This is a genomic window from Clostridioides sp. LIBA-7678 (assembly GCF_056716065.1).
This window is the reverse complement of sequence record NZ_CP196987.1, coordinates 260124-282527: the sequence shown is the minus strand read 5'-3', so window position 1 is coordinate 282527 and position 22404 is coordinate 260124. Positions and strand designations below refer to the sequence as shown.

Genomic DNA, 22404 nt, shown 5'->3' with positions numbered 1-22404 from the left:
TTCTTTTAAATTATTCCATTTATTACAACATCCAGTAGTTGCACAGCTGTAGACATAACTTTTGCACTAGCTTGATATGAACGTTGTACTTTTATAAGCTCTGTCATTTCTTCATCTAAAGATACACCTGAAACACTCATTCGTGAACTATCAATATTATTTATAATTTTACGCTGATTCACTTCATCTTGATTCACTTTTTTAGAATCTAAACCTACTGATTCTGCAAAAGCTTTGTAGTGGTCACTTATTGTACTTACTTTTCCACCAACTGCCCCAATATCTATTTTTTCATCTTTTAGCTTCGCAATCTTTGAAGCCTCATCAGCAGTAAGCTTTAATTCATTTGGGTTACTTTTTATAGCTGGATTTACCTTTATGATATCTTCACCATCTACATTTGAAGTTATAAAAAAATCTGTTACTGTTATCCCACCAGATGCATTATAAACATCATTTATCTGTTTAGCTAATCCATCAGATACATCTTTTAAATCGCTTTTATATGTATCAATCTTACCATGCATTTCAAACAATCCTTGTAAAGTTCCTGATACACCTGTTTTCCAAGTTCCATCTGCATTTTTTAATTCATTAAGTTCTAATTTACCATCTGCGAGCATATTTTTAACATCAGGATTTTCAAGGTCTAATTTAAAACTCAAATCATCCAATATTCTATCTCTTTCATCAAGTAAATCATTTGGGGTAGAGCCAGAACCAGATATAACATCAATAGATTTATTCAAATCTTCAAGACTCTTTAACATGTCATTTATCTGTTTTATCTCAGAGTCTATGTTATCATCTATATCACCTTTTAATTTGTCAAGCTTCTTATAGCTTTCGCTTATTAAGGTTGCTAAATTTGATGCATTTTCTACCACGAGACTTTTTTTACTATCACTATTTATATCCTTCGCTAATGATTCCCAACCTTTAAAAAAGTCATCTATACCTGCAGATATACCATAATCTGATGGTTCATTTATTATAGTCTCTATAGTATTATAATAGTCATACTTTGAAACTGTTTTACCATACTTATGAGCCTCTGCTCTAAATTGATAATCATAAAAACTATTTCTAGCCCTTGTTACATCTGTTACATGTACACCTGTGCCCAACTGACCTCGTCCAATTGCATTATTCAAGCTAGGCATATACATTGGGCTATTTGTAGCAAATTCTGTCCTCTGCCTAGAATAACCTTCTGTATCTAGATTACTTATATTATGAGAAATTGTCTGTATTGCCTTTTGATGAGCATTCATACCTGAGTTAGCTGTATTTAAAATGGAAAATAATCCCGCCATATTTTTCCTCCCAATATCTATTTTCTAATATTTCCATAAGAATTATAAGTTGTAGTTTGTTTATCAACTGGTTTTATAAAATTAATCATTTTCTTAGTAAAAATAAGTTCCTTCTTTATTAAGGAATCATTTGACTCTTGTTGATTCTTAGCCAAAGCAATAATATGCTTTAACTCTGTATATATTTCTTTTAAATATTCATCATTACTATTTTCAACAACTTCACTCATTGGAACATCATCATTAAAAAGTTGTCTTCTCTTTATCTCTATAGATGCAAGTTCTCTACTGATATCTTCTAAGTTAGGATTTAACCTATTTAGATTTTCTATATCTTTTACAACTATATAATCAAATTGTTCTTTTAATAACTCCATCATATTACTAAGTATCTTTTTTTCTTCATATATTATAACTTTTAAGTCTGTAATCATGGCTTTATCCTCGCATATCCTCTATCATTTTTTTAGCAATTTCTTCTGGTTTTATTTTGTAAGTTCCACTTTCCAATGCATTTTTTATTTCATCTATTTTTTTATTTCTAATAGTCTCATCATTCATATTTGATACGCTCGCCATTTCCTTTGCAAATTTAGATAGTTCTATCTTGTCTGTTTTATTAGTTTTTTGAACTTCTTGCACTTTTTTTACATCAGATGTATTCTTTAAATAATTATTTATTACAATATTTGAACTCACATTTTTAATATCCATAGTTTCACCTCCAAAATTACATCCTTATATTTTAGTTATCGCTCAGAAAATAAAAACATTTATATAATTCAAATATATTTTAAAATTTTTATAAAAATATCCCCTTAGCTAAACTCATACAGAATAACTTAAAGGGATACTATTTAAAATGTTAATTTATATCTGAATCTTCTATTTTAGACAATCTTATAGATAATTTCTCATTTGTAATAATACTTTCTCCATAAGCAAATAATCTATCATTTGCATATATATCTAATTTCTCATCTACATTCTTATTTAGTTTTATTATAGACCCTTCTTTTAAACCTAATATATTTTTTATTGTTTCTGTTGTTTTTCCTATAGAAACAGATACATTTACTTTTGCATTAAAAACATTTTGATTTTCTTCTATAACTCCAGTCTTTTCTTCTATTAGTTGTCCAAAATTCAATTCATATATATCCTCTTTTTTACTATTCATAAAGCTTTTCTCCTTGTGTAATCTTATCTATACATGTCTATCAATAATCCTTGTATCATATCAACAGTAGAAACAATATCTATATTTTCTTTTTCTTCACTAAGTAACTCACTAGTCATCTTTTCAAGTTTATTATCAACAATCTTTACATTCTTATAATACTGATGCTCCCAAAAACTACTATTTTTATCAAGTGAATACATGTTATCTACGACAGATTTTAGATATTCTTTTACAGCATTTTTATACCTACTAATGTCTCCATAATTTTGAGTAAGTACAAGCCTTTCTCCAGCCCTTTTTACACTTTCTAGATTCTTTTTTATATCCTCTAATGAAGAAGATTGTTTTACAAAGTTTAGACTATCAGAAAATTTATTATTTTCCTTTGTTTTCTTTACCTCTATATTTCTACTTGGACCTATATTTAGCTTATCTATATTTATACCCATAATAAAGCCTACCCTCTATAATATTTCATAACTTTGGGAATATAATTTTGCGTTTCTTTTGGCATTTTATACAAGTCAGAAATTGATTCTACCCCTCTACTTTTCATCCTTCCAGGACCACCATTATATGCCATCAGTCCCATTTCTATACTACCTCCAAACATATCAATATATTCCTTAATGTGTCTAGTTCCAGCATCTATATTCTGCTCTATATTAAAAGGGTCTGTAACACCCAAATCTCTACAATTTTCTGGCATAAGTTGCATAAGACCCTTAGCACCAGCAGAGGAAACAGTATTTGGATTAAAATCCGATTCAACTTTAATTATTGCTTTTATAAGGTTTGCATCCACATTATATTTTTTTGATGCTTGTTCTACAGCATTTTCAATTCTTGACTTTGTACTTTTATCTTTTGTATCAACTTCTACAGACTTACTAATTGTATTATTTGCTGCATTATCAAGTTCATTAAATAACTTTTCAGAATTAGATAATGAATCATAACTATTAAAAGATGTTTGTTGATTATTTTGTGATAATGCTTTTAACAGTGTCATCATAATCATATCAAATCCAGATGAATTATTATATCCACAATTACATTGACTTGTAGTATTACTACTAGATAGTTGTGTTAATGCCAGTATATTAATTAGCGAACTTATATCGTTCAATATAAAACTCCCCTTTCTAAATTTTATAGACTTAAAAGTTAAACATATAAAACCCAAACTACTTGAGTTCATATAATCCTCTCTCCAATAGTTTTATATAAAATTTATTAAAACCTTAGATTTATTTAGTCATATTATTATTATCGGATAAACAAAAGAAATATTTATATTTTACATAATATCTTATTATATTTTCTGTAAACAATATACCTATTAACTTATAACCATTCTTTTTCTAATTGTGTATTAGACCCTGTTATTAATATTTTCATTAATCGTGTTTACCTCCAATAAATATTCAATTCTGCTTAATAATTAATTATAACATAGCTTATATTTTGACTTGAGTAGAATGTATTATTTTTATATAAATAAAAAAGAGATGTAATATTGAATGATTATAATCATATTATTACATCTCTTTAAGTTTAAATATCCAAAATATAAATTGTAATTACCAATTAGATATCAAGACCTTATCTAAAATACTTAACTCCAGATTCAAATATCTTTTGGTCTTTTTCACCTATAATATTCTTATATACTGCCTCACCAATTCTCTCAGAATGTCCCATCTTACCAAACACTCTACCATCAACACTAGTTATACCTTCAACAGCATAGAATGAGCCATTTGGATTAAATTCAATATTATAAGTAGCTTCGTTATTAAAATCAACATACTGAGTTGCCACTTGTCCATTAGCAATTAATTCTCTCATAACCTCTTCACTAGCAACAAACTTACCTTCTCCATGAGAAACTGCTATATTGTGAATATCACCAACATTAGTTTGAGCTAACCAAGGAGATTTATTAGAAGAAATTCTAGTTCTAGCAATCTTAGCCTGATGACGACCAATATTATTGTAAGTAAGTGTTGGTGCATTTTCACTTTGAACTCTTATTTCTCCATAAGGAACTAATCCTAATTTGATTAATACTTGGAATCCATTACAGATACCTAGCATTAGACCATCTTTTTTAGTTAAAAACTCATTTATAGCTTCTTGTACTCTAGGATTTCTAAATACAGTAGCTATAAATTTACCAGAACCATCTGGCTCATCACCTGCACTAAATCCACCTGGTAACATTATTATTTGAGAAGATTTTATCTCATTCACTATTGTATCTATAGAATCTTCTATATCTTTATAAGTTAAATTCTTAAATACTCTTATATTTGCATTAGCTCCTGCTCTTTCAAATGCTCTTGCAGAGTCATATTCACAGTTTGTTCCAGGGAATGCTGGTATAAATACTCTTGGAGTAGCTATACTTAATGATGATTTTTTAGCCTCTCCTTGTGATATATAACTTATAGTCTCTATTTTTGATTTTACTTCTTCTGCTTTAGTTGGGAATATAGGCTCTAAAGTACTACAATGTGCTTTATATAATTCATCTAATGAAAGTTCTTCACCTTTGATGAATAAACTAGCTTCTTTAACTGTACTTCCAAGCACTATGTAATTATATCCCTCTAACACATTTAAATCATCATTCGCTAATTCAAGTACTATATTTCCATAACTAGCCTCAAATAATTTATCATCTGTAAGTGCCTTTTCAGCTTCTTCACTAAACTTAAATCCTACTTTATTACCAAAAGACATTTTACTTATTGCTTCACCCACACCTGCAAATCCCAATGCATATGTTGATAAAACTTTATTTCCATGTATAAGTTCTCTTACTTTATCCAAGTTTTTCTTTAATTCTTCAAAATCTATAACATCATTTTCTGATTTATTTACACATAACATTACTACTTTTGAGTCTGCTTTTTTAAATTCTGGAGATACTACTTTTCTAGCATCTACTGTATCAACAGCAAATGAAACCAATGTTGGCGGAACTTCAATATCTTTAAATGTACCAGACATACTATCTTTTCCACCTATAGCAGGTATCTCAAATTTACTTTGTGCATAGAATGCTCCTAAAAGTGCTGAGAATGGTTTACCCCATTTTTCTGGATTGTTACCAAGTTTCTCAAAATACTCTTGGAATGTAAGTCTTGTCGTACTGTAATTTCCTCCAATAGCAACCAATTTACACACAGATTCTACTACTGCATATAAAGCACCATGGAATGGACTCCATTTTCCTACCTTTGGATTGTATCCATAAGTCATTATTGTAGAAGTATTAGTTTCTCCACCAAGTACTGGTATCTTAGCAACCATACCTTGAGTTGGAGTAGCTTGGTACTTTCCACCAAATGGCATAAGTACTGTATTACCACCAATTGTATTATCAAACATCTCAACTAATCCTTTTTGAGAACAAACATTAAGGTCAGATAATACTTTTGTAAATTTATCTTTCATACTTGCACACTTAACATCTTTCACTATTTCATTAGAGCTAAAGAATGTGTTTTCTTCATCTACTTTAGTAACATGGACATCAGTAGTTTGTTTTACTCCATTTGTATCCAAAAACTCTCTATTTATATCTACAATTGCTTTTCCATTCCAGAACATTCTTAAATATCCTGTATCAGTTACTGTAGCTACATGTGTAGCTTCTAAGTTTTCTTCTACTGCTAATTGTATAAATTTATCTTTATTTTCTTTTTTTATAGCCACAGCCATACGCTCTTGTGATTCTGAAATTGAAAGTTCAGTTCCATCAAGCCCATCGTATTTTTTAGGCACTAAATCTAAGTTTATGTCCAAACTATCAGCAATTTCACCTATAGCAACGCAAACTCCACCTGCTCCAAAGTCATTACATCTTTTTATCATTTGAGCAACTTCTTTATTTCTAAAGAATCTTTGTATTTTTCTTTCGTTAGGAGCATCTCCTTTTTGAACTTCTGCACTACAAGTTAAGATTGATTCTTCACTATGTTCTTTAGATGAACCAGTTGCTCCTCCACAACCATCTCTTCCTGTTTTTCCTCCAAGAAGAACTATCACATCTCCTGCTTCTGGTCTTTCTCTTACTACATTTTCTTTTGGTGCTGCTGCTATAACTGCACCTATTTCCATTCTCTTTGCAACGAAATTTTCATCGTATACTTCTGCAACTTGTCCCGTTGTAAGACCTATCTGGTTACCATATGAACTATAACCATGAGCAGCTTCTGTAGTAATTTTTCTCTGCATAAGTTTTCCAGGTAAAGTATCCTCTAAAGTTGTTCTTGGGTCAGCACTTCCTGTAACACGCATTGCTTGGTAAACATAACTTCTTCCTGATAATGGGTCTCTTATAGCTCCACCTAGGCAAGTAGCTGCTCCACCAAATGGTTCTATTTCAGTTGGATGGTTATGAGTTTCATTTTTAAACATTACTAAATATTTTTCCATCTTACCATCAACTTCAACATCTACATTTATACTACATGCATTTATCTCTTCACTTTCATCTAAATCATTTAATTTTCCATTTTTCTTTAATTCTTTTACTGCAACTGTAGCTATATCCATCAAACATATATCTTTGTGTCTGTTCACATACACATTGTCTCTTGAGTTAAGATACATTTGATACGCTTCTTTTACTATATCATTAAACTTACCATCTTCTATTTTTACATTTTCTATTTCAGTCATAAAAGTAGTGTGTCTACAATGATCAGACCAGTAAGTATCTAGAACTTTTATTTCTGTTATAGTTGGATTTCTTTTTTCTGTATCTTTAAAATATTTTTGAACGTGTTGTAAGTCTCCTAAAGTCATTGCTAATCCTTTTTCACTTACAAATGTTTTTAATCCATCTTCATCTAAATCTATAAATCCATCTAATACTTCAACTGTTGTTGGTATTTCAGTTTCCATTTTTAATGTTTCTGGTTTTTCTAAAGATGCTTCTCTACTATCTACTGGATTTATACAGTAATCTTTTATTTTAGAAAACTCTTCATCAGTTACTTGACCTGATAATATATAAACCTTTGCTGTATTAATAGCAGGTCTTACACCTTGATTTACGATTTGGATACATTGAGCTGCCCAATCACCTCTTTGGTCATATTGACCAGGAAGAAATTCTATCGCAAATACTCTTTCACCATTTAACTCTGGTATTTCTTCATAATATACTACATCTAGATTTGGTTCAGAAAATATTGTTTTTGCTGCATTTTCATAAACTTCTTCTGATATTCCCTCTACATCATATCTATTTAATATTCTTAAATTTTCTATATTGCTTATGTGTAAACTTTCCAACAAGTCTTTTTTTAAAGCTTTAGCCTCAAGGTCAAAACCTTCTCTTTTTTCAACTAATACTCTTCTAACCATTGAGTCTTTATTTTCAGTATTCAACATACCTTATCCTCCATTTTAGAAAAATTATTTTCCTATGTCTGTTCTATAGTGCATTCCTTCAAAGTTTATTTTCTTTATATTCTCATAAACTTTTTCTGATGCGTCCTTAACTGTAGTTGATTTTGCAGTTATACCAATTACTCTTCCTCCATTAGTAACTAAATTACCATCAAGCATCTTAGTACCACTGTGGAATACTACTATATCATCATCCAGGTTTTCAAGACCAGTTATAATTTTTCCTTTTTCATAACTGTCTGGATACCCTCCTGATGTAAGCATAACACATACTGCTTCATCATCACTATAATTTATTTCTATATCTTTTAATTTATTATCCAATATAGCTTCCATTATCTCATGTAAATCTGTTTCTAATCTAAATAAAACAGATTGTGTCTCAGGGTCTCCAAATCTTACATTGTATTCAAGTACTTTCTCTCCATCTTCAGTTATCATAAGACCAACAAATAAAATACCTTTAAAGTTAAGACCATCTTTTTTGAATCCTTCTAAAGTTTTTTCTAATACTGTCTCTTTTACTTTATTTGCTAATTCTTCTGTATATATTTCACTAGGAGAAAAAGTTCCCATCCCACCAGTATTTGGTCCTTGTTCATAATTATTTACTTTCTTATGGTCTTTTGCGCTTGCCATAGGAACTATTGTGTCATTGTCTACAAATGCCAAGATTGAAGTTTCTATTCCTTTTAAGAACTCTTCAAGTACTATTTTATCTCCAGCAGCTCCAAACTTCTTATCTGACATCATTTCTTTTAAAGTTGCTATAGCATCTTCTCTATTTTCAGGTATTACAACACCTTTTCCAGCAGCTAATCCGTCCGCTTTTATTACTACTGGATATCCAAAGCTATCTATTTCTGATATAGCTTCTTCTAAGTTTGTATATTCTTTATATTTTGCAGTAGGTATGTTATGTTTTATCATAAAATCTTTTGAAAAAGCTTTACTTCCTTCAAGTTGAGCACATTTTTTATTAGGCCCAAAAACTCTTAGACCTTCCTTTTCAAACTCATCTACTATACCCATAACTAGTGGTACTTCTGGTCCTACTATTGTAAGACCTATTTCATTTTCTTTTGCAAATTTTAAAAGTTCTTCTATATTAGTATCACTTATATTTACACATTCTGCTACATTTGCAATTCCTGCATTACCTGGCGCGCAATAAACTTTTTCTATATTCTTTTCTTTGCTTAGTTTCCAGCATATAGCATGCTCTCTTCCGCCACCGCCTACAACCAATATCTTCATAATATCCTCCTTAGTGTTTGAAGTGTCTTATTCCTGTAAATACCATAACCATATCATACTTATCACAAGCTTCTATTGAATCTTTATCCTTTATAGAACCACCTGGTTGAACTACTGCTGATATTCCATATTCATGAGCTAATGTTACACAATCATCAAATGGGAAAAATGCATCTGATGCTAAAACAGCTCCTGTAAAGTCTTTATCTTTGTTATTTTCAAGAGCATTTTTTAATGCCCAAATTCTTGATGTTTGTCCACAACCTAAAGCTAAAGTTTGACCATTTTTTACTATTGCAATTGCATTTGATTTCATATTTTTTACTACTCTCATACCAAATTCCATATCCTTAAGTTGTTCATCTGTTGGCTTTGCTTTTGTTACATTTTCACTTTTTTCTGCTAAAGTACTATTTCTATCTTGTATTAATAATTTTCCATCTAAGTATTTCATTTCGTATGGTTGTAAACTATCTTCTATCTTAGCTAATTTTAATATTCTTAAATTTTTCTTTTGTTTAAGTATCTCTAAAGCTTCTGGCTCAAAATCATATGCTACTACTATCTCTAAGAATATTTCATTTAATTTCTCTGCTGTAGCTTTGTCTACAGTAGAAGTTATTCCTACTATTCCACCAAATATTGAAACTTTATCTGCTTCATAACATTTTGTATATGCTTCAAAAGCATCTTTACCTAATCCCACTCCACATGAATTAGCATGTTTTATAGCAACTGAAACTACTTCTTCACTATCTTTAAATTCTCTCATTACTTCTAAACATCCATGTAAATCGTTTAAGTTGTTAAAAGAAAGTTCTTTACCGCCTAATTGCTCATAGTTTAAGATTGGATTTTTTGCATTTGATTGTGAATATAAGAAACCATTTTGATGTGGATTTTCTCCATATCTTAAAGTTTGTTCTTTTTGGAAAGTTAAATTTAATATGTCAGGATATGTATCTCCAACTTCTCCAGCAAAATAACTAGATATTAACGCATCATATCTTCCTGTAGTTGAGAAAGCTTTATATGATAATTTTTTTCTATCTTCTAATGTCATTGTGTCTGTTTTTAATTTTTCTATTATAGAATCATAATCTTTTATATCTACTACTACTATTACATCTTTATAGTTTTTAGCAGCAGAACGTATCATAGATGGTCCACCAATATCTATGTTTTCTATCATTTCATCATGACTTTTTCCAGCCTTTAAAGTTCCTTCAAAATCATATAAATTTACAGCTACTAAATCTATTGAATGTATTTTGTGTTCATTTACAGTTTCCACATGAGAATCTTTGTCTCTTTTGTAAAGTATCCCACCATGTATATATGGATTTAATGTTTTTACTCTTCCATCTAATATTTCTGGGAAGTTTGTAACATCTTCAACTTGCATTACATTAACGCCATTTTCCTTTAATGTTTTAAAAGTATTTCCTGTAGATATAATTTCATAATCTAGCTTGTTTAACTCTTTAGCAAATTCTACTACACCTGTCTTGTCAGTTACACTTATTAAAGCTCTCTTACTCATTTATAAACACTCTCCTACCTTGAAGTTTTAATTTATTTTCACAAAAAAGACTTAAACTTTCTATTAAAATCCTATGTTCAACTTCTAACACTCTTTTTGCAAGTGTCTTTGCATCATCATCTTGATTCACCTTAACTACATCTTGCATTATAATTGGTCCAGTATCAGCACCTTCATCAACAAAATGAACTGTAGCACCAGTTACTTTAGCACCATAATCTATAACACCTTGATGAACTCTTTCTCCATAGAATCCAGCTCCACAGAATGAAGGAATTAATGATGGATGTATGTTTATCATTTTGTTTCTAAACTCATTAACCAGCTTTGGGCTGATTATTTTTAAATAACCAGCCAAAACTACTAAATCTATTTTATTTTCTTTAAGAATTTCTATTATCTTGTCTTCGTTAGTTTCACAAATTGCCTTTATGTTATGATTTTTAGCTCTCTCTAAACCATAAGCATCTTGCTTACTTGAGATAACTACTTTAACCTGACCTTTTATTTTTCCAGACTCAGTTCCATCTATAACTGCTTGTAAATTTGTTCCTCCACCAGATATTAAAACTCCTATATTTAACATAATTCTACACCTTCATGACTATCTACTACTTCACCAATTATATATGCTTTATCTTCTAATAACTCACTGTATTTTTTATCTACATAAGCAGCATTGTCATTTTCTCTATTGTTTATAAAGTCTACAACATTGTTAGCCTCTTCTTTATTTACTATTAAAACTAGTCCAATACCCATGTTGAAACTTTTATGAAGTTCTCTCTCATCAACAGCATTAAAACCTTCTATCATTTTAAATATAGGAGGCTTTTCCCAAGATTTTTTATTAATATCTAATCCTAATCCTTTAGGTATAACTCTTGTTATATTTTCTATAAGCCCTCCACCAGTTATGTGAGCTATAGCTTTTATATCATGTTTAGCTAATACATCTAAAGCTAATTTAACATATATTTTAGTTGGTGTTAAAAGTGCTTCCCCAACTGTCATTCCTAGTTCTTCAACATATTGTTCCATTTTATAGTTGTAAGTTTCTAAAAATATCTTTCTTATAAAAGAAAAACCATTACTGTGTACTCCACTTGAAGATATACCAACTAATACATCTCCTGATTTAACACTATTTCCAGAAACAATCTTTTCTTTGTCTGCTATACCTACAGAGAACCCTGCTAAATCATAATCATCATCTCCATACATACCAGGCATCTCAGCAGTTTCTCCACCAATTAGTGCACAACCAGACATTTTACAACCATCTGCAATTCCACCAACTATTTTTTCTATATGCTCAGGAATTAATTTCCCAAGAGCTATATAATCAAGGAAAAATAATGGCTTTGCTCCTTGACAAATTAAATCATTTACACACATTGCAACTAAATCTATTCCAACAGTATCATGCTTATCCATCATTTGAGCTATTTTTAACTTAGTCCCAACACCATCTGTAGATGCAAGCAAAACTGGTTCTTTCATTCCCACAAAATCTTTTAAACTGTATAATCCACTAAAGTTACCTAAATCTCCAACTACATTTCCATCATAAGTTCCTTTTATTTTACCTTTTATAAGGTCTACTGCTCTATTTCCTTCATCTATATCTACACCTGATTCTTTATATGTTAGCATGAAAATAATTCCTCCTTATCAATTTTCTTAACTGGGTATTCTCCATCAAAACAAGCTTTGCAGAAAGTAGACTTGTGTTCTGCTGCATCTAACATTCCTTCTATATCTAGGAATTTTAGACTATCACATCCAATATATTCTCTCATTTCTTCTACATTGTTACTTGATGCAATTAATTTAGAACGATTTGGAGTATCTATTCCATAGTAACAAGAGTAAGCTACTGGAGGAGATGTTATTCTAAGATGAATTTCTTTTGCTCCTGCTTCTCTTAAAGATTTTACTAACTGTTTAGATGTAGTTCCTCTTACAATTGAGTCATCTACTAAAATTATAGATTTTCCTTTTATTATTGTTGAAAGAGGGTTTAATTTTATTTTTACTGCTATTTCTCTTTCTTCTTGTGTAGGTTTTATAAATGTTCTTCCTACATATCTATTTTTAACTAAGCCTTCACTTATTTTTAATCCACTAGCATTTGCATAACCAATAGCTCCTGGCCAACCTGAATCTGGAACTGGAACTACCATATCTGCATTTACATTTTCATTTTGAGCTAATCTTTCACCACATTTAATTCTAAATTCATATGCATTTACATTGTCTATAGTTGCATCGTTTCTTGCAAAGTATATGTGTTCAAATATACAACTCTTCTTAACTGGCTTATAATTTTCTGAATAAAAATATGATTTTAATTCTCCATCTTTAACTATTATTATTTCTCCTGGCTCTACATCTCTTATAACTTCTCCGCCAAGTATATCTATTGCACAATTTTCTGATGCAAATATATATTCATCACCCTTTTTACCAAGTACAAGAGGTCTGAATCCATGTGGGTCTCTAACTGCAACCAATTCTTCCTGACTCATTATTACAAGAGCATATGCACCTTTGATATAATCCATAGTCATTTTTAAACTTTCTACTATATCACCTTTGTAATATCTTGCAAGTATATATAAAATCACTTCTGTATCTGAATTAGTTTGGAACATATATCCATCTTCTTCTAACATGTCTTTTAAATAATTTGCATTAACTAAATTTCCATTATGAGCTATGGCTAATTGTCTTTTTCTACAGCTTCCAACTAAAGGTTGGCAATTAGAAACATGACTCCCTCCAGCTGTTGAATATCTAACATGTCCAATACCTATATTTCCTTTTAACTTAGATAGTTCACTTTCTTTAAAAACATCTCCAACTAATCCCATATCTTTTTTGTACTTAATTTCTCCATCATCTAAAAGAGCTAAACCACAGCTTTCTTGCCCTCTGTGTTGCATAGAATATAAAGAATAATATAGTTCTTTAGTTACATCTTTATTAGAGTAAATCCCTAAAACTCCACACATACATTTGCCTCCTATTTATTATTCATTCTTGAAAGTACTTCCGTATAACCTTCTACAAGGTCTCCAAGGTCTTTTCTAAATCTGTCCTTATCTAGCTTTTCATTTGTATTTACATCCCAAAGTCTACAAGTGTCTGGTGATACTTCGTCTGCCAATATTATGTTTCCTTCTGAATCTTTACCAAATTCTATTTTAAAGTCAACTAACTTTAGGTTTAATTTTAAGAAAAATGCTTTTAGTAATTCGTTTATTTTTAAAGTTTCTTCTCTTAAGAATTTTAATTCTTCTCTAGTTGCTAATTTCATTGCTACTGCATAATCGTCATTTAACATTGGGTCACCATAAGCATCATTTTTATAACTTATTTCAAAGATTGGCTCATCGAAAACTTCACCTTCTTCAAGACCAACTCTTTTGCAAATAGAACCAGCAGCAATATTTCTCACTATTACTTCTAATGGTAAAATCTCTACTTTTTTAACTAGCATCTCTCTATCTGATAAACTTTTTATAAAGTGTGTATTTATATTATTTTCTTTTAACATTTCAAAGATTATTGTTGATATCTTATTATTTAATATCCCTTTTGAAGATATTTCTGCTTTTTTCTCTCCATTAAATGCTGTTGCATCATCTTTATAGTAAACAACATATTCATTTTCATTATCTGTAGAGTATACTTGTTTTGCTTTTCCTTCATATAATAACATCTGCTACCCCCTTAAATTCTTGTCGTCTTCTAGCACCTTTTGTGCCATCTCTTCTCTATATGATTTCAAATCCTCTTTTAATTTTGGGTATTTTAAAGTCATTATTTGTAATGCCAATAAAGCTGCATTTAAACCTAAATCTATTGTAACTGTTGCAACTGGTATTCCTTTTGGCATTTGAACTATTGATAAAAGTGAGTCTAGTCCATCCATAGTTGATGATTTAATAGGTAATCCTATTACAGGAATTAATGTTTGTGATGCTATTACTCCTGGTAAATGTGCTGCTTTTCCTGCTGCTGCTATTATTACATCAGTATCATCTTCTATTTCTTTTAGGAATATTGAAAGTTGTTCTGGTGTTCTATGAGCAGATAATGCTCTTGCTACAACTTCTATTCCATATTTTTCAAGCAGTTTTATCCCTTCTTCTAATTTTGGATAATCTGATTTTGAACCCATAACTACTGCTACTTTCATTAGACTTCCCCTCTCCGTTTATAAGTTATTTTACACTCTAAATCATTCGTATAATTATACGAATTATATATATTAAATTTTATATTAATATACATATATTATCAACTCTTTTTTGAAATTTTTTAAAAAAAATATTACTTGTGTTTTTTTCGTTCGCCATGTATCGAACTTTATTTATGTTTTTTTGTTAAAATAAAAATTAGGTTCTCTTAAATAAGTTTCAAATATATATAAACATAAATTTTTATATTAAATTTTAAGAATATATTTTAATAGGATAAATAAAATAGATAAATTAACAGCAAGATTAATCTTTGAACAAAAATTCATATTTACTCTTGAAAAAGTACATACAAATAATTTTTGTCTAAATGAATACTTATATAATTTATCTTAAATATATTTAATGATAACTCTACTATGAGATTTTATTAGTATGTAATTTTACTAGAATTTAATATAAAGAAAATATAAAACATTGTAAAAAAGTGTTATGGTTATTTTGTTGAAAATTAAGACATACTATTAAAGCGTAAATTACAATATAGGAGATGATTAAATGAGAATACTTTCAGAAACTGAAAAAATATCTTTAGCAGCCGTTATAAAAATGGAATCTGATGGATTACTTATGCAAAGAGCAATCAATATGTTAATATCAGATGAAGACCTAAAAAGACAATCAGAATCTAGTATATTAGCAACAGAAGGAAGAATTAAAGCTATACAACAATTTATAGTTGAAAATGAGATACTAATTTCTGAGGAGGTATAGACAATATGAGAAATATGATAGAAAATCTAATTAAAAACAATACTTATATAGACGATAAAGTAATAATATTAAGCATGCTTTCATCTGCTAAAGCAGCTGCTAATATGTATCTTAATTCTGCATTAACAAGTAGTACACCTGAATTGAGAGCTATATATTCAGCTTCACTAACTCAAATGGTTGAAGGCCATACAGCACTTACAGAGTTAAGTATTAATAAAGGATGGGTTAAGCCATATGATAAACCTATTCAACAGTTAACATGTAGCTATAAGGAATCCCAAAATGTTATTGATTAAGCCAAACAAAACATAGTTCTAATTATTTTATTTTAATTAGATAATTAAAAGGGGATATTTAAATTTTTTATTTTAAGATATCCCCTTTTTCTAAATAATCTATTTTTTAATAAAAAATAGATTACCCACAATTTAAATATATAATTTTACATAGCTACTCTTAACTATTTTATGCAATTCTATCACTAACATTTTATTTACTACATATTTTTATAAGCAAAAACAATAGAGACTTATATTCTGAGATTATAAAATCAGGCTTATAAAACAATTCTTCTACTCCATGACTTCTATGATTCATCCAAATACTCTTCCATCCAGCTTTTTTAGAACCTACTACATCATTTTTATAAGAATCACCTACATAATATGTATTTTCTCTATCTAAATTCATAACATTCTCAGCCATTCTAAAGATATTGATATCTGGCTTAGAAAAACCAACTTCACTAGAAATAAAAATATGATTTTTGTCAACCCAGTTTTCAACATTCAACTGCTTTAACTTCATTCTTTGATGTGCTGATGGTCCATTCGTTATGATTCCTATATTAATATTTCTCTCTTTAGAAAAATTCAAAACTTGCTCAATTTCTGGTATTAAAGTAATTTGTGATTGCTGATATATATACTCATCTTGAAAATTTTGGGCATCCTTTTCTTTAATAGGATTTCCTAATTCTTCAAAAGCCTTCATTATTCTATATACATGCATTTTCTCAATTGGCATATCTCCACTCTCAGTCAAATAGAACACTTCATCACTATACTTTCTACTGCTTATATATAAATCTTCAACAGAAATACCTTTTACTGAAGAAAATATCTTATCATATGCAATATAAAAAGGTGTCAATTGATTGTATAAAGTATCATCTACATCAAAAATTAAATTAATCAAAATATTAGTCCTCCCAAATTTAGTAGTGGTAAGTATAATTATATCTATAAATACCTAGTATAACAATACTTGCCACTATAAGTCCTATTATTTATTTAAAATTCTTGTAGTAACACCTTTTAAATTATAACATTCTGCATACTCACGTAAAGGGCGCTTAATGTGGTCTACAACAAATCTTTGACCATCAATATTATTTTTACTTAAATTACTATAAAGTACTTCTATCTCTCTTTTAACACTATCATTGTTGAATGTATAGTGACCTGCAATATCTAATATCTCATTAGATAAAACTTCATCTTTAAATATTTCTTCAATAGTTAAATCTTTCTGTTCTCCCATTACCCACTTTCTCCAACGTCCACATTCAATAGCATCTACAAGAAGAACATCTCTAATATTTGAAGTTTTTTCAATTAATCCTTCTTCCTTTAGTTTTCTTTCAACTTCTGCTAACTTTAAGTATGCTCTCGTCTCTTCAGTTCCATATTGAGGAGCAACATTTGTTGCAATAATTTGAGATGGTATATGTTCTAATAAAGTCACATCATCCAAATAATCTCCATTATGTTCTTTTAATCCTACTCCATACTTTTTAGCCATTTGAGCTAAATCATAAGCATTCTTAAAATTAAAAGTACCTACTTGTTCTGTTTTTCTAGTTAGAGTCCCTGTCTGACCAACTATAAATGTTGGCATTGGTAAATCTCTCTTCTCAAGCTCAACTTTTAATTTAGTTATAAATGTCTCATATGTCTCAGTTGAAGTTAATCCTCCATTTGTTTCCTCTGTCCCAACTTCATATCCTATTTCTGGCATATTGAGTCTTTTTCTTTCGTTTTCACAATATTCAATCAATTCTACAGTTCTTTCTAGTACTATATCTAATGGAATTACCTTTCCCATTTCAAATGGGTCTTTTGTAGGGTCAATCATTAGTAAATCAAAACCTGCCTCAATATCAGCTAAATAAGATTTTTTTCCTAATTCCATAGCTTTATCAACATGCAAATGGTCGTTTCTTTCTTTATCTCTTTGCCATGGTCCTCCATGGTCTCTACATAAGTAATATAGACCATCAAATCCAACTTTATCAGCTATTTGCTTAATATCTTTTGTAAAAGTTTTTTGATTCCAACCATTTACATAACCACCACCTAGTTCATCTGCATCTACTTGATTTCTACTGGCAATAAACATTAAAGGAAAATCATTATCTTTTGCTAGTTCAAAACTCGCTTGTAACAAGTTTGGTGACATAGGCCCAATCCCTAAAAGTGTTGCACTTTTCCCCTCTTCTTGTAAGTCTAGTAGTCGTTGTACGACAGTTTTTATTGGTAACTTTTTCATGACTATATCTCCTTTTATTCTATTTTTTAGATGTATTTAATAGTATTACTATTAAATACATCTTCTTGTTATATGTAAAATAAATTAAACTCTATTGAAAAGTATCTTTTATCTTTTTGATTAATGCATCAGATTTTTTAATTATGTCAGACACACTCATTCTTACAACTTTTTTTCCTTTGAATCTATCCATATTTCTAATTTCAACATCATTAGTTAGTATTACACAAGCTGCTTCCTTAATTTCTTTAGGTGATAATTCATTATCTATTCCAGAACTCCCTTGAGTCTCAACCTTTATTTCTATATCAAATTTCTTTGCTGACAATTCAAGAGATTCAGCTGACATATAAGTGTGTGCTACACCACTAGGGCAAGATGTTACTGCTACAATTTTCATATTCTTATCTCCTTTAAAGTTATAGTTTTGTATGATTATTTTTTATAATAAATTTTATATAAATTAATAGTATTTATATACCTCTATAATTCTTCAAATACTAGTTCAATAGAATCCTCTATATCTTCTTTGACTTCTTCATCTTCTTTTACATCTTTCTTCACTAATTTCATCAATATCGCAACAGCAACTGCTCCAGTTAATACAGAAGCTATATATCCCAACCTGTTATCGACAACTGGGAGTACTATCAAACCACCCCAAGGTGCATGATTCAAACACCCTAATAAGAAAGCCATAATGTTTCCAATAATAGACCCAGCCATAATACAAGGAATTACTCTAACAGGGTCTGCTGTTGCAAATGGAATAGCTCCTTCTGTAATTCCAACGCAACCCATTAATAGAGAAGCTTTTCCTGAGTCTCTTTCTTCCTTACTAAATTTTTTTGGGAACAATAATGTTGCTAATCCTAACCCTATTGGAGGTATACAGATTGCCACACCAACTCCCCCCATTAAATATGGAAGTGTGTCAACTTGAGTTTGGGCAAAGGTTGCAGCAACTTTGTTTATAGGACCACCCATATCTGAAGCTATCATTCCTCCTAAGATTCCACCTAAAGGAATTTTAGAAACACCAGACATTCCATTTAACCAATTAGTCATCCATGTCATAAAAGAAGCTATAGGCTCTCCAATTAAAAATACAATTATACCTCCTGTAATCAATGTACCAAGCAAAGGATAAATAAATATTGAACCTAAAGTTCTCATTGTTGGAGCTAATTTAATTTTCTTTAATTGTAAAACAACAAATCCTGCTATAAATCCTGCTATGATACCACCTATAAAACCAGCATTTACTTCTTTTGCTAAATATGCACCTATCATTCCTGGAGCCAATCCTGGCTTATCTGCCATACTAAATGCTATATATCCACCTAATATAGGAATAAATAAAGCTAGACCAGCAGCTCCAATTTGATTCAGTTTAGCTAACCATCCAGTTTCTGGTACAGCGGCTTGTCCACTTAAAGTAACTGATAATGCAAATAGTATTCCCCCAGCAACTACAAATGGAATCATATACGATGTTGCTGTCATAAGATGTTTCTGTAAAAACTTTAAAATCCTCATTTTAATCTTCCTCCCCTATTTTTTCTTTTATAAGATTATAGACTGTTTGTTCATCTGAATTTCTAATTTGATTTCTAAAGCTCTCATGCATCAATAAACGTGCGAGTCTTGACAAAATCTTTAAATGTAGATTATTTTCATTGTCTTTTGTTACAGATATCAGAAATATTAAATCCACTTTTTCGCCTTCTTCTGTCCATACGATAGGGGTATCAAGCTTTCCTATAGTAATACAAGAGCTTTTAACTCCTATACTTTGGCTATGAGGAAGACCTATTCCATGTCCAATATAAGTCGATAATGTTTCCTCTCTCTTTAAAACATCTTCTAAAAATTGATTTTTATCTTTTAGATAACCCTCTTTTGATACTGCATCTACTAATGATACAATGGCTTCTTCTTTTGAATTAGCATGTATTTTAAATGAACATTTTACATTGACTAATTTACTCATACAGTGACCTCCTTTTCGTATTTATGAATTAAACTTTCTGCTTCTTCTTTTGTCTTCGCTTTCTCTAACATAGTAATGAAATTAGTCTTATAAACCATTTTAGTTAAATTAATTATTGCAGGAATTTGCTCCTTTTTATCTCTACTTGCTAGACAAAATATAATTTTGACTTTTTTATCTCCAAAATTAATTGCTTCTTTACATATCAATAAACTTATGGAACTTACTTTAACTAATGAATTATCATTCCCATGTAACAGAGCAAACTCATTATCTTTTATAGCATAAAAACCCACGTTTTTTAAAATATCTATAATATTGTCAGCATACTTTTCTGATACGAAATCACAATCAGCAAGTATATTTGAACTAATCTTTACAGCATCTTCCCATTTTAACCTTTCATCAATTATACTTATAGTATCGATTCCTATTAAATCCCCTAAGTTAAGTTGTCTAGATAATATTCTCTCATCACTGTATCCAAGCTCTTGCCATATAATACTCAATACTCTTTTTTGTGCATCTTCTTCTAAAAAATCCAACCTTTTTTTTATTGACATATAATTAGTTAATACATTCTTCCTTTTTATTCCTTTTTCTTCAAGCTTTAAATAATCCTCTTCTTGTAAAAATGGATTTATCTCAATAATTGTTTTAGGTAAATCTACTATTATCTTTGATGTTGTTACAATAAAATCAATACTTTCCCATTCTTTATAATCTTGTAACTTATATGATGGAATACTATCCACTATATTTATCTGGTAATCATTTATTAAAGTATCCTTTAACATAGCAATTACGCCATAACCAAATCCACAAACTAACAATATATTTTTATAATTATTTCTCTCATTTCTATGTATGCTTCCTAAAAAGTGTATTGCTAAAAGTATTATTTCATTTTCATTCTTTATTTGATTTAATACTCTATTTTTTTGAATAGAAGCCTTAGTAGCCTCTAGTACATACTGGTATTTGTCTGGTATGACATGAAATAATTCTTCATAAATCTGTATATTCTGTTTGATTCTCTCTATCAATGGAGCAATATGATTAAGTAATCCTTTATAAAGAATCATATCTTCCTTAAAGTCACTTTCCAATATCTCTGACATATTGTAAATTAAGTCTTGAACTATCATTTCTGTACTAATCAAATCCATATCTTCATTTAAACTTGCATATTTATTTGTAAAAAATACAAAACTCTTTAACAACAAAATTTGTTCTTTAGTTAATTTTTTTTGTATTATTTGTTCAAATTCTTGGTCAAACTTATTTTCAAAATATGGTTCACTTAAAGAAGAAGATTCTAAAGGATGTTTTTCATCTGAATGTATATACCATGTAAAAAGGAAAATATTTGACACATACCATGTAAAAGATTCATCGTTTAAAGTCCATCCCATTTGCAATAATAAATTTGTAGACCAATTATATATATCTCTCAAAGAAATACCTTTAAATATTTTTTCAATTATATTTACTATATACTTCTCAAATACACTTAAATCAGATTTTTCCTTGCCAAAAAGATAGGAATATAATTTTAATATATTCAATCGTTGTTTATATATAGTATCTTCATTCCCACTTATCTTGAAAGCTTTATCATAAGTAATAATTATTTGATTTCTTTCCAGTTCACTCGACAAAACATTAAGATCATTTTTAATTGAACTTCTAGAAACTTGAAATTCTTTACTCAATTTTTCTAAATTTAAGTTATCTATTTTAAACATTGATATAATCTTCATAATGGATACTCGTTCAGTTAAAGAAAATACATATTCATTATTATCTATCAATACTACTTGGAAGTCATTAGGAATAATTAATACACCTTTATTCATCTTTTGTATTACAGGTTTGTTCAATGACTGTAAAACAATATTTAAATTATTTATATCATATCTAACCTTTCTTTCTTCTATATTTAGTTGTTTACTAATCTCCTTGTAACTTGTCTTATTTTTTCCTTTTAGAAAATTCATAATGATTAACATTCTTCCACTTATCATATTTTCCCTCCTTTCAAAATAATTAGAGTTATCAATATCGCAAATTTTATATTATTCTGTATATTTTCATTCTTTTGTGTCTAAAGAAGTAACTATCTTTCTATATTCAGAATAATACAA

At 29.3% G+C, this 22404-nt stretch carries 22 protein-coding genes; 2 read left to right on the top strand and 20 right to left on the bottom strand.

Annotation, left to right across the window (positions count from 1 at the left end; genetic code table 11):
• Window positions 1-5: 5 nt before the first annotated feature.
• From flgK to purE, 14 genes are all read right to left on the bottom strand, one after another.
• Entirely contained in the window at window positions 6-1316 is a 1311-nt protein-coding gene (gene flgK, locus ACTG46_RS01650; protein ID WP_479923465.1) for a flagellar hook-associated protein FlgK, read from the bottom strand.
• A gap of 17 nt (window positions 1317-1333) precedes the next feature.
• A complete protein-coding gene (locus ACTG46_RS01645; protein WP_479923464.1) occupies window positions 1334-1750 on the bottom strand; it encodes a flagellar protein FlgN in 417 nt (138 codons plus the stop codon).
• A 4-nt stretch (window positions 1751-1754) separates the two neighbouring features.
• The gene (gene flgM, locus ACTG46_RS01640; protein ID WP_054268788.1) at window positions 1755-2030 is read right to left on the bottom strand and encodes a flagellar biosynthesis anti-sigma factor FlgM; all 276 of its coding nucleotides are present in this window, start codon (window positions 2028-2030) and stop codon (window positions 1755-1757) included.
• 151 nt (window positions 2031-2181) lie between these two features.
• Window positions 2182-2496 (bottom strand): FliM/FliN family flagellar motor switch protein, encoded by a 315-nt coding sequence (locus ACTG46_RS01635; protein ID WP_407812017.1) that lies wholly within the window; start codon window positions 2494-2496, stop codon window positions 2182-2184.
• Window positions 2497-2519: 23 nt separating this feature from the next.
• On the bottom strand, window positions 2520-2948 hold the full coding sequence (locus ACTG46_RS01630) for a YaaR family protein (RefSeq protein ID WP_407812018.1): 429 nt from the start codon (window positions 2946-2948) through the stop codon (window positions 2520-2522).
• Window positions 2949-2956: 8 nt separating this feature from the next.
• Window positions 2957-3628 (bottom strand): transglycosylase SLT domain-containing protein, encoded by a 672-nt coding sequence (locus ACTG46_RS01625; RefSeq protein WP_284181527.1) that lies wholly within the window; start codon window positions 3626-3628, stop codon window positions 2957-2959.
• Window positions 3629-4104: 476 nt separating this feature from the next.
• Window positions 4105-7911 (bottom strand): phosphoribosylformylglycinamidine synthase, encoded by a 3807-nt coding sequence (locus ACTG46_RS01620; protein ID WP_479923463.1) that lies wholly within the window; start codon window positions 7909-7911, stop codon window positions 4105-4107.
• Window positions 7912-7935: 24 nt separating this feature from the next.
• Window positions 7936-9186, bottom strand: coding sequence for a phosphoribosylamine--glycine ligase (purD, locus tag ACTG46_RS01615; RefSeq protein WP_479923462.1), 1251 nt, complete (start codon window positions 9184-9186; stop codon window positions 7936-7938).
• A 10-nt stretch (window positions 9187-9196) separates the two neighbouring features.
• Window positions 9197-10729 carry a bifunctional phosphoribosylaminoimidazolecarboxamide formyltransferase/IMP cyclohydrolase gene (gene purH / locus ACTG46_RS01610; RefSeq protein ID WP_479923461.1) on the bottom strand — a complete coding sequence of 511 codons (1533 nt, stop codon included), beginning with the start codon at window positions 10727-10729 and terminating at the stop codon, window positions 9197-9199.
• Complete coding sequence (purN, locus tag ACTG46_RS01605; RefSeq protein WP_054268782.1) at window positions 10722-11315, bottom strand: phosphoribosylglycinamide formyltransferase; 594 nt, start codon at window positions 11313-11315, stop codon at window positions 10722-10724. Before purN ends, purH begins: the two co-directional genes overlap by 8 nt.
• Entirely contained in the window at window positions 11309-12385 is a 1077-nt protein-coding gene (purM, locus tag ACTG46_RS01600; RefSeq protein WP_223195803.1) for a phosphoribosylformylglycinamidine cyclo-ligase, read from the bottom strand. Before purM ends, purN begins: the two co-directional genes overlap by 7 nt.
• Window positions 12379-13746, bottom strand: a complete 1368-nt coding sequence (gene purF, locus ACTG46_RS01595; RefSeq protein ID WP_054268780.1) for an amidophosphoribosyltransferase — start codon at window positions 13744-13746, stop codon at window positions 12379-12381. The genes purM and purF overlap by 7 nt, the downstream gene beginning before the upstream one ends.
• An 11-nt stretch (window positions 13747-13757) precedes the next feature.
• Entirely contained in the window at window positions 13758-14456 is a 699-nt protein-coding gene (gene purC / locus ACTG46_RS01590) for a phosphoribosylaminoimidazolesuccinocarboxamide synthase (protein WP_054268779.1), read from the bottom strand.
• Between the two features lie 3 nt (window positions 14457-14459).
• Window positions 14460-14936, bottom strand: a complete 477-nt coding sequence (gene purE, locus ACTG46_RS01585; protein ID WP_003425290.1) for a 5-(carboxyamino)imidazole ribonucleotide mutase — start codon at window positions 14934-14936, stop codon at window positions 14460-14462.
• Window positions 14937-15495: 559 nt separating this feature from the next.
• Between purE and ACTG46_RS01580 the strand changes: the two genes are divergently transcribed.
• Complete coding sequence (locus ACTG46_RS01580) at window positions 15496-15711, top strand: hypothetical protein (protein ID WP_003420960.1); 216 nt, start codon at window positions 15496-15498, stop codon at window positions 15709-15711.
• A gap of 5 nt (window positions 15712-15716) precedes the next feature.
• Window positions 15717-16010, top strand: a complete 294-nt coding sequence (locus ACTG46_RS01575; protein WP_054268777.1) for a spore coat protein — start codon at window positions 15717-15719, stop codon at window positions 16008-16010.
• A gap of 193 nt (window positions 16011-16203) precedes the next feature.
• Here the strand turns inward: ACTG46_RS01575 and ACTG46_RS01570 are convergent, their stop codons facing one another.
• From ACTG46_RS01570 to ACTG46_RS01545, 6 genes are all read right to left on the bottom strand, one after another.
• Window positions 16204-16911: an HAD family hydrolase gene (locus tag ACTG46_RS01570; protein WP_479923460.1), complete on the bottom strand. Its 708-nt coding sequence runs from the start codon at window positions 16909-16911 to the stop codon at window positions 16204-16206.
• A gap of 87 nt (window positions 16912-16998) precedes the next feature.
• Window positions 16999-18264, bottom strand: coding sequence for a class II D-tagatose-bisphosphate aldolase non-catalytic subunit (locus tag ACTG46_RS01565; protein ID WP_167639649.1), 1266 nt, complete (start codon window positions 18262-18264; stop codon window positions 16999-17001).
• 91 nt (window positions 18265-18355) lie between these two features.
• A complete protein-coding gene (locus ACTG46_RS01560; RefSeq protein WP_054268773.1) occupies window positions 18356-18664 on the bottom strand; it encodes a PTS fructose-like transporter subunit IIB in 309 nt (102 codons plus the stop codon).
• 83 nt (window positions 18665-18747) lie between these two features.
• Window positions 18748-19803 (bottom strand): PTS fructose transporter subunit EIIC, encoded by a 1056-nt coding sequence (locus ACTG46_RS01555; RefSeq protein WP_479923459.1) that lies wholly within the window; start codon window positions 19801-19803, stop codon window positions 18748-18750.
• 1 nt (window position 19804) lies between these two features.
• A complete protein-coding gene (locus ACTG46_RS01550) occupies window positions 19805-20257 on the bottom strand; it encodes a PTS sugar transporter subunit IIA (RefSeq protein ID WP_074178096.1) in 453 nt (150 codons plus the stop codon).
• The gene (locus tag ACTG46_RS01545; RefSeq protein WP_479923458.1) at window positions 20254-22284 is read right to left on the bottom strand and encodes a BglG family transcription antiterminator; all 2031 of its coding nucleotides are present in this window, start codon (window positions 22282-22284) and stop codon (window positions 20254-20256) included. The genes ACTG46_RS01550 and ACTG46_RS01545 overlap by 4 nt, the downstream gene beginning before the upstream one ends.
• Between the last annotated feature and the right edge of the window lie 120 nt (window positions 22285-22404).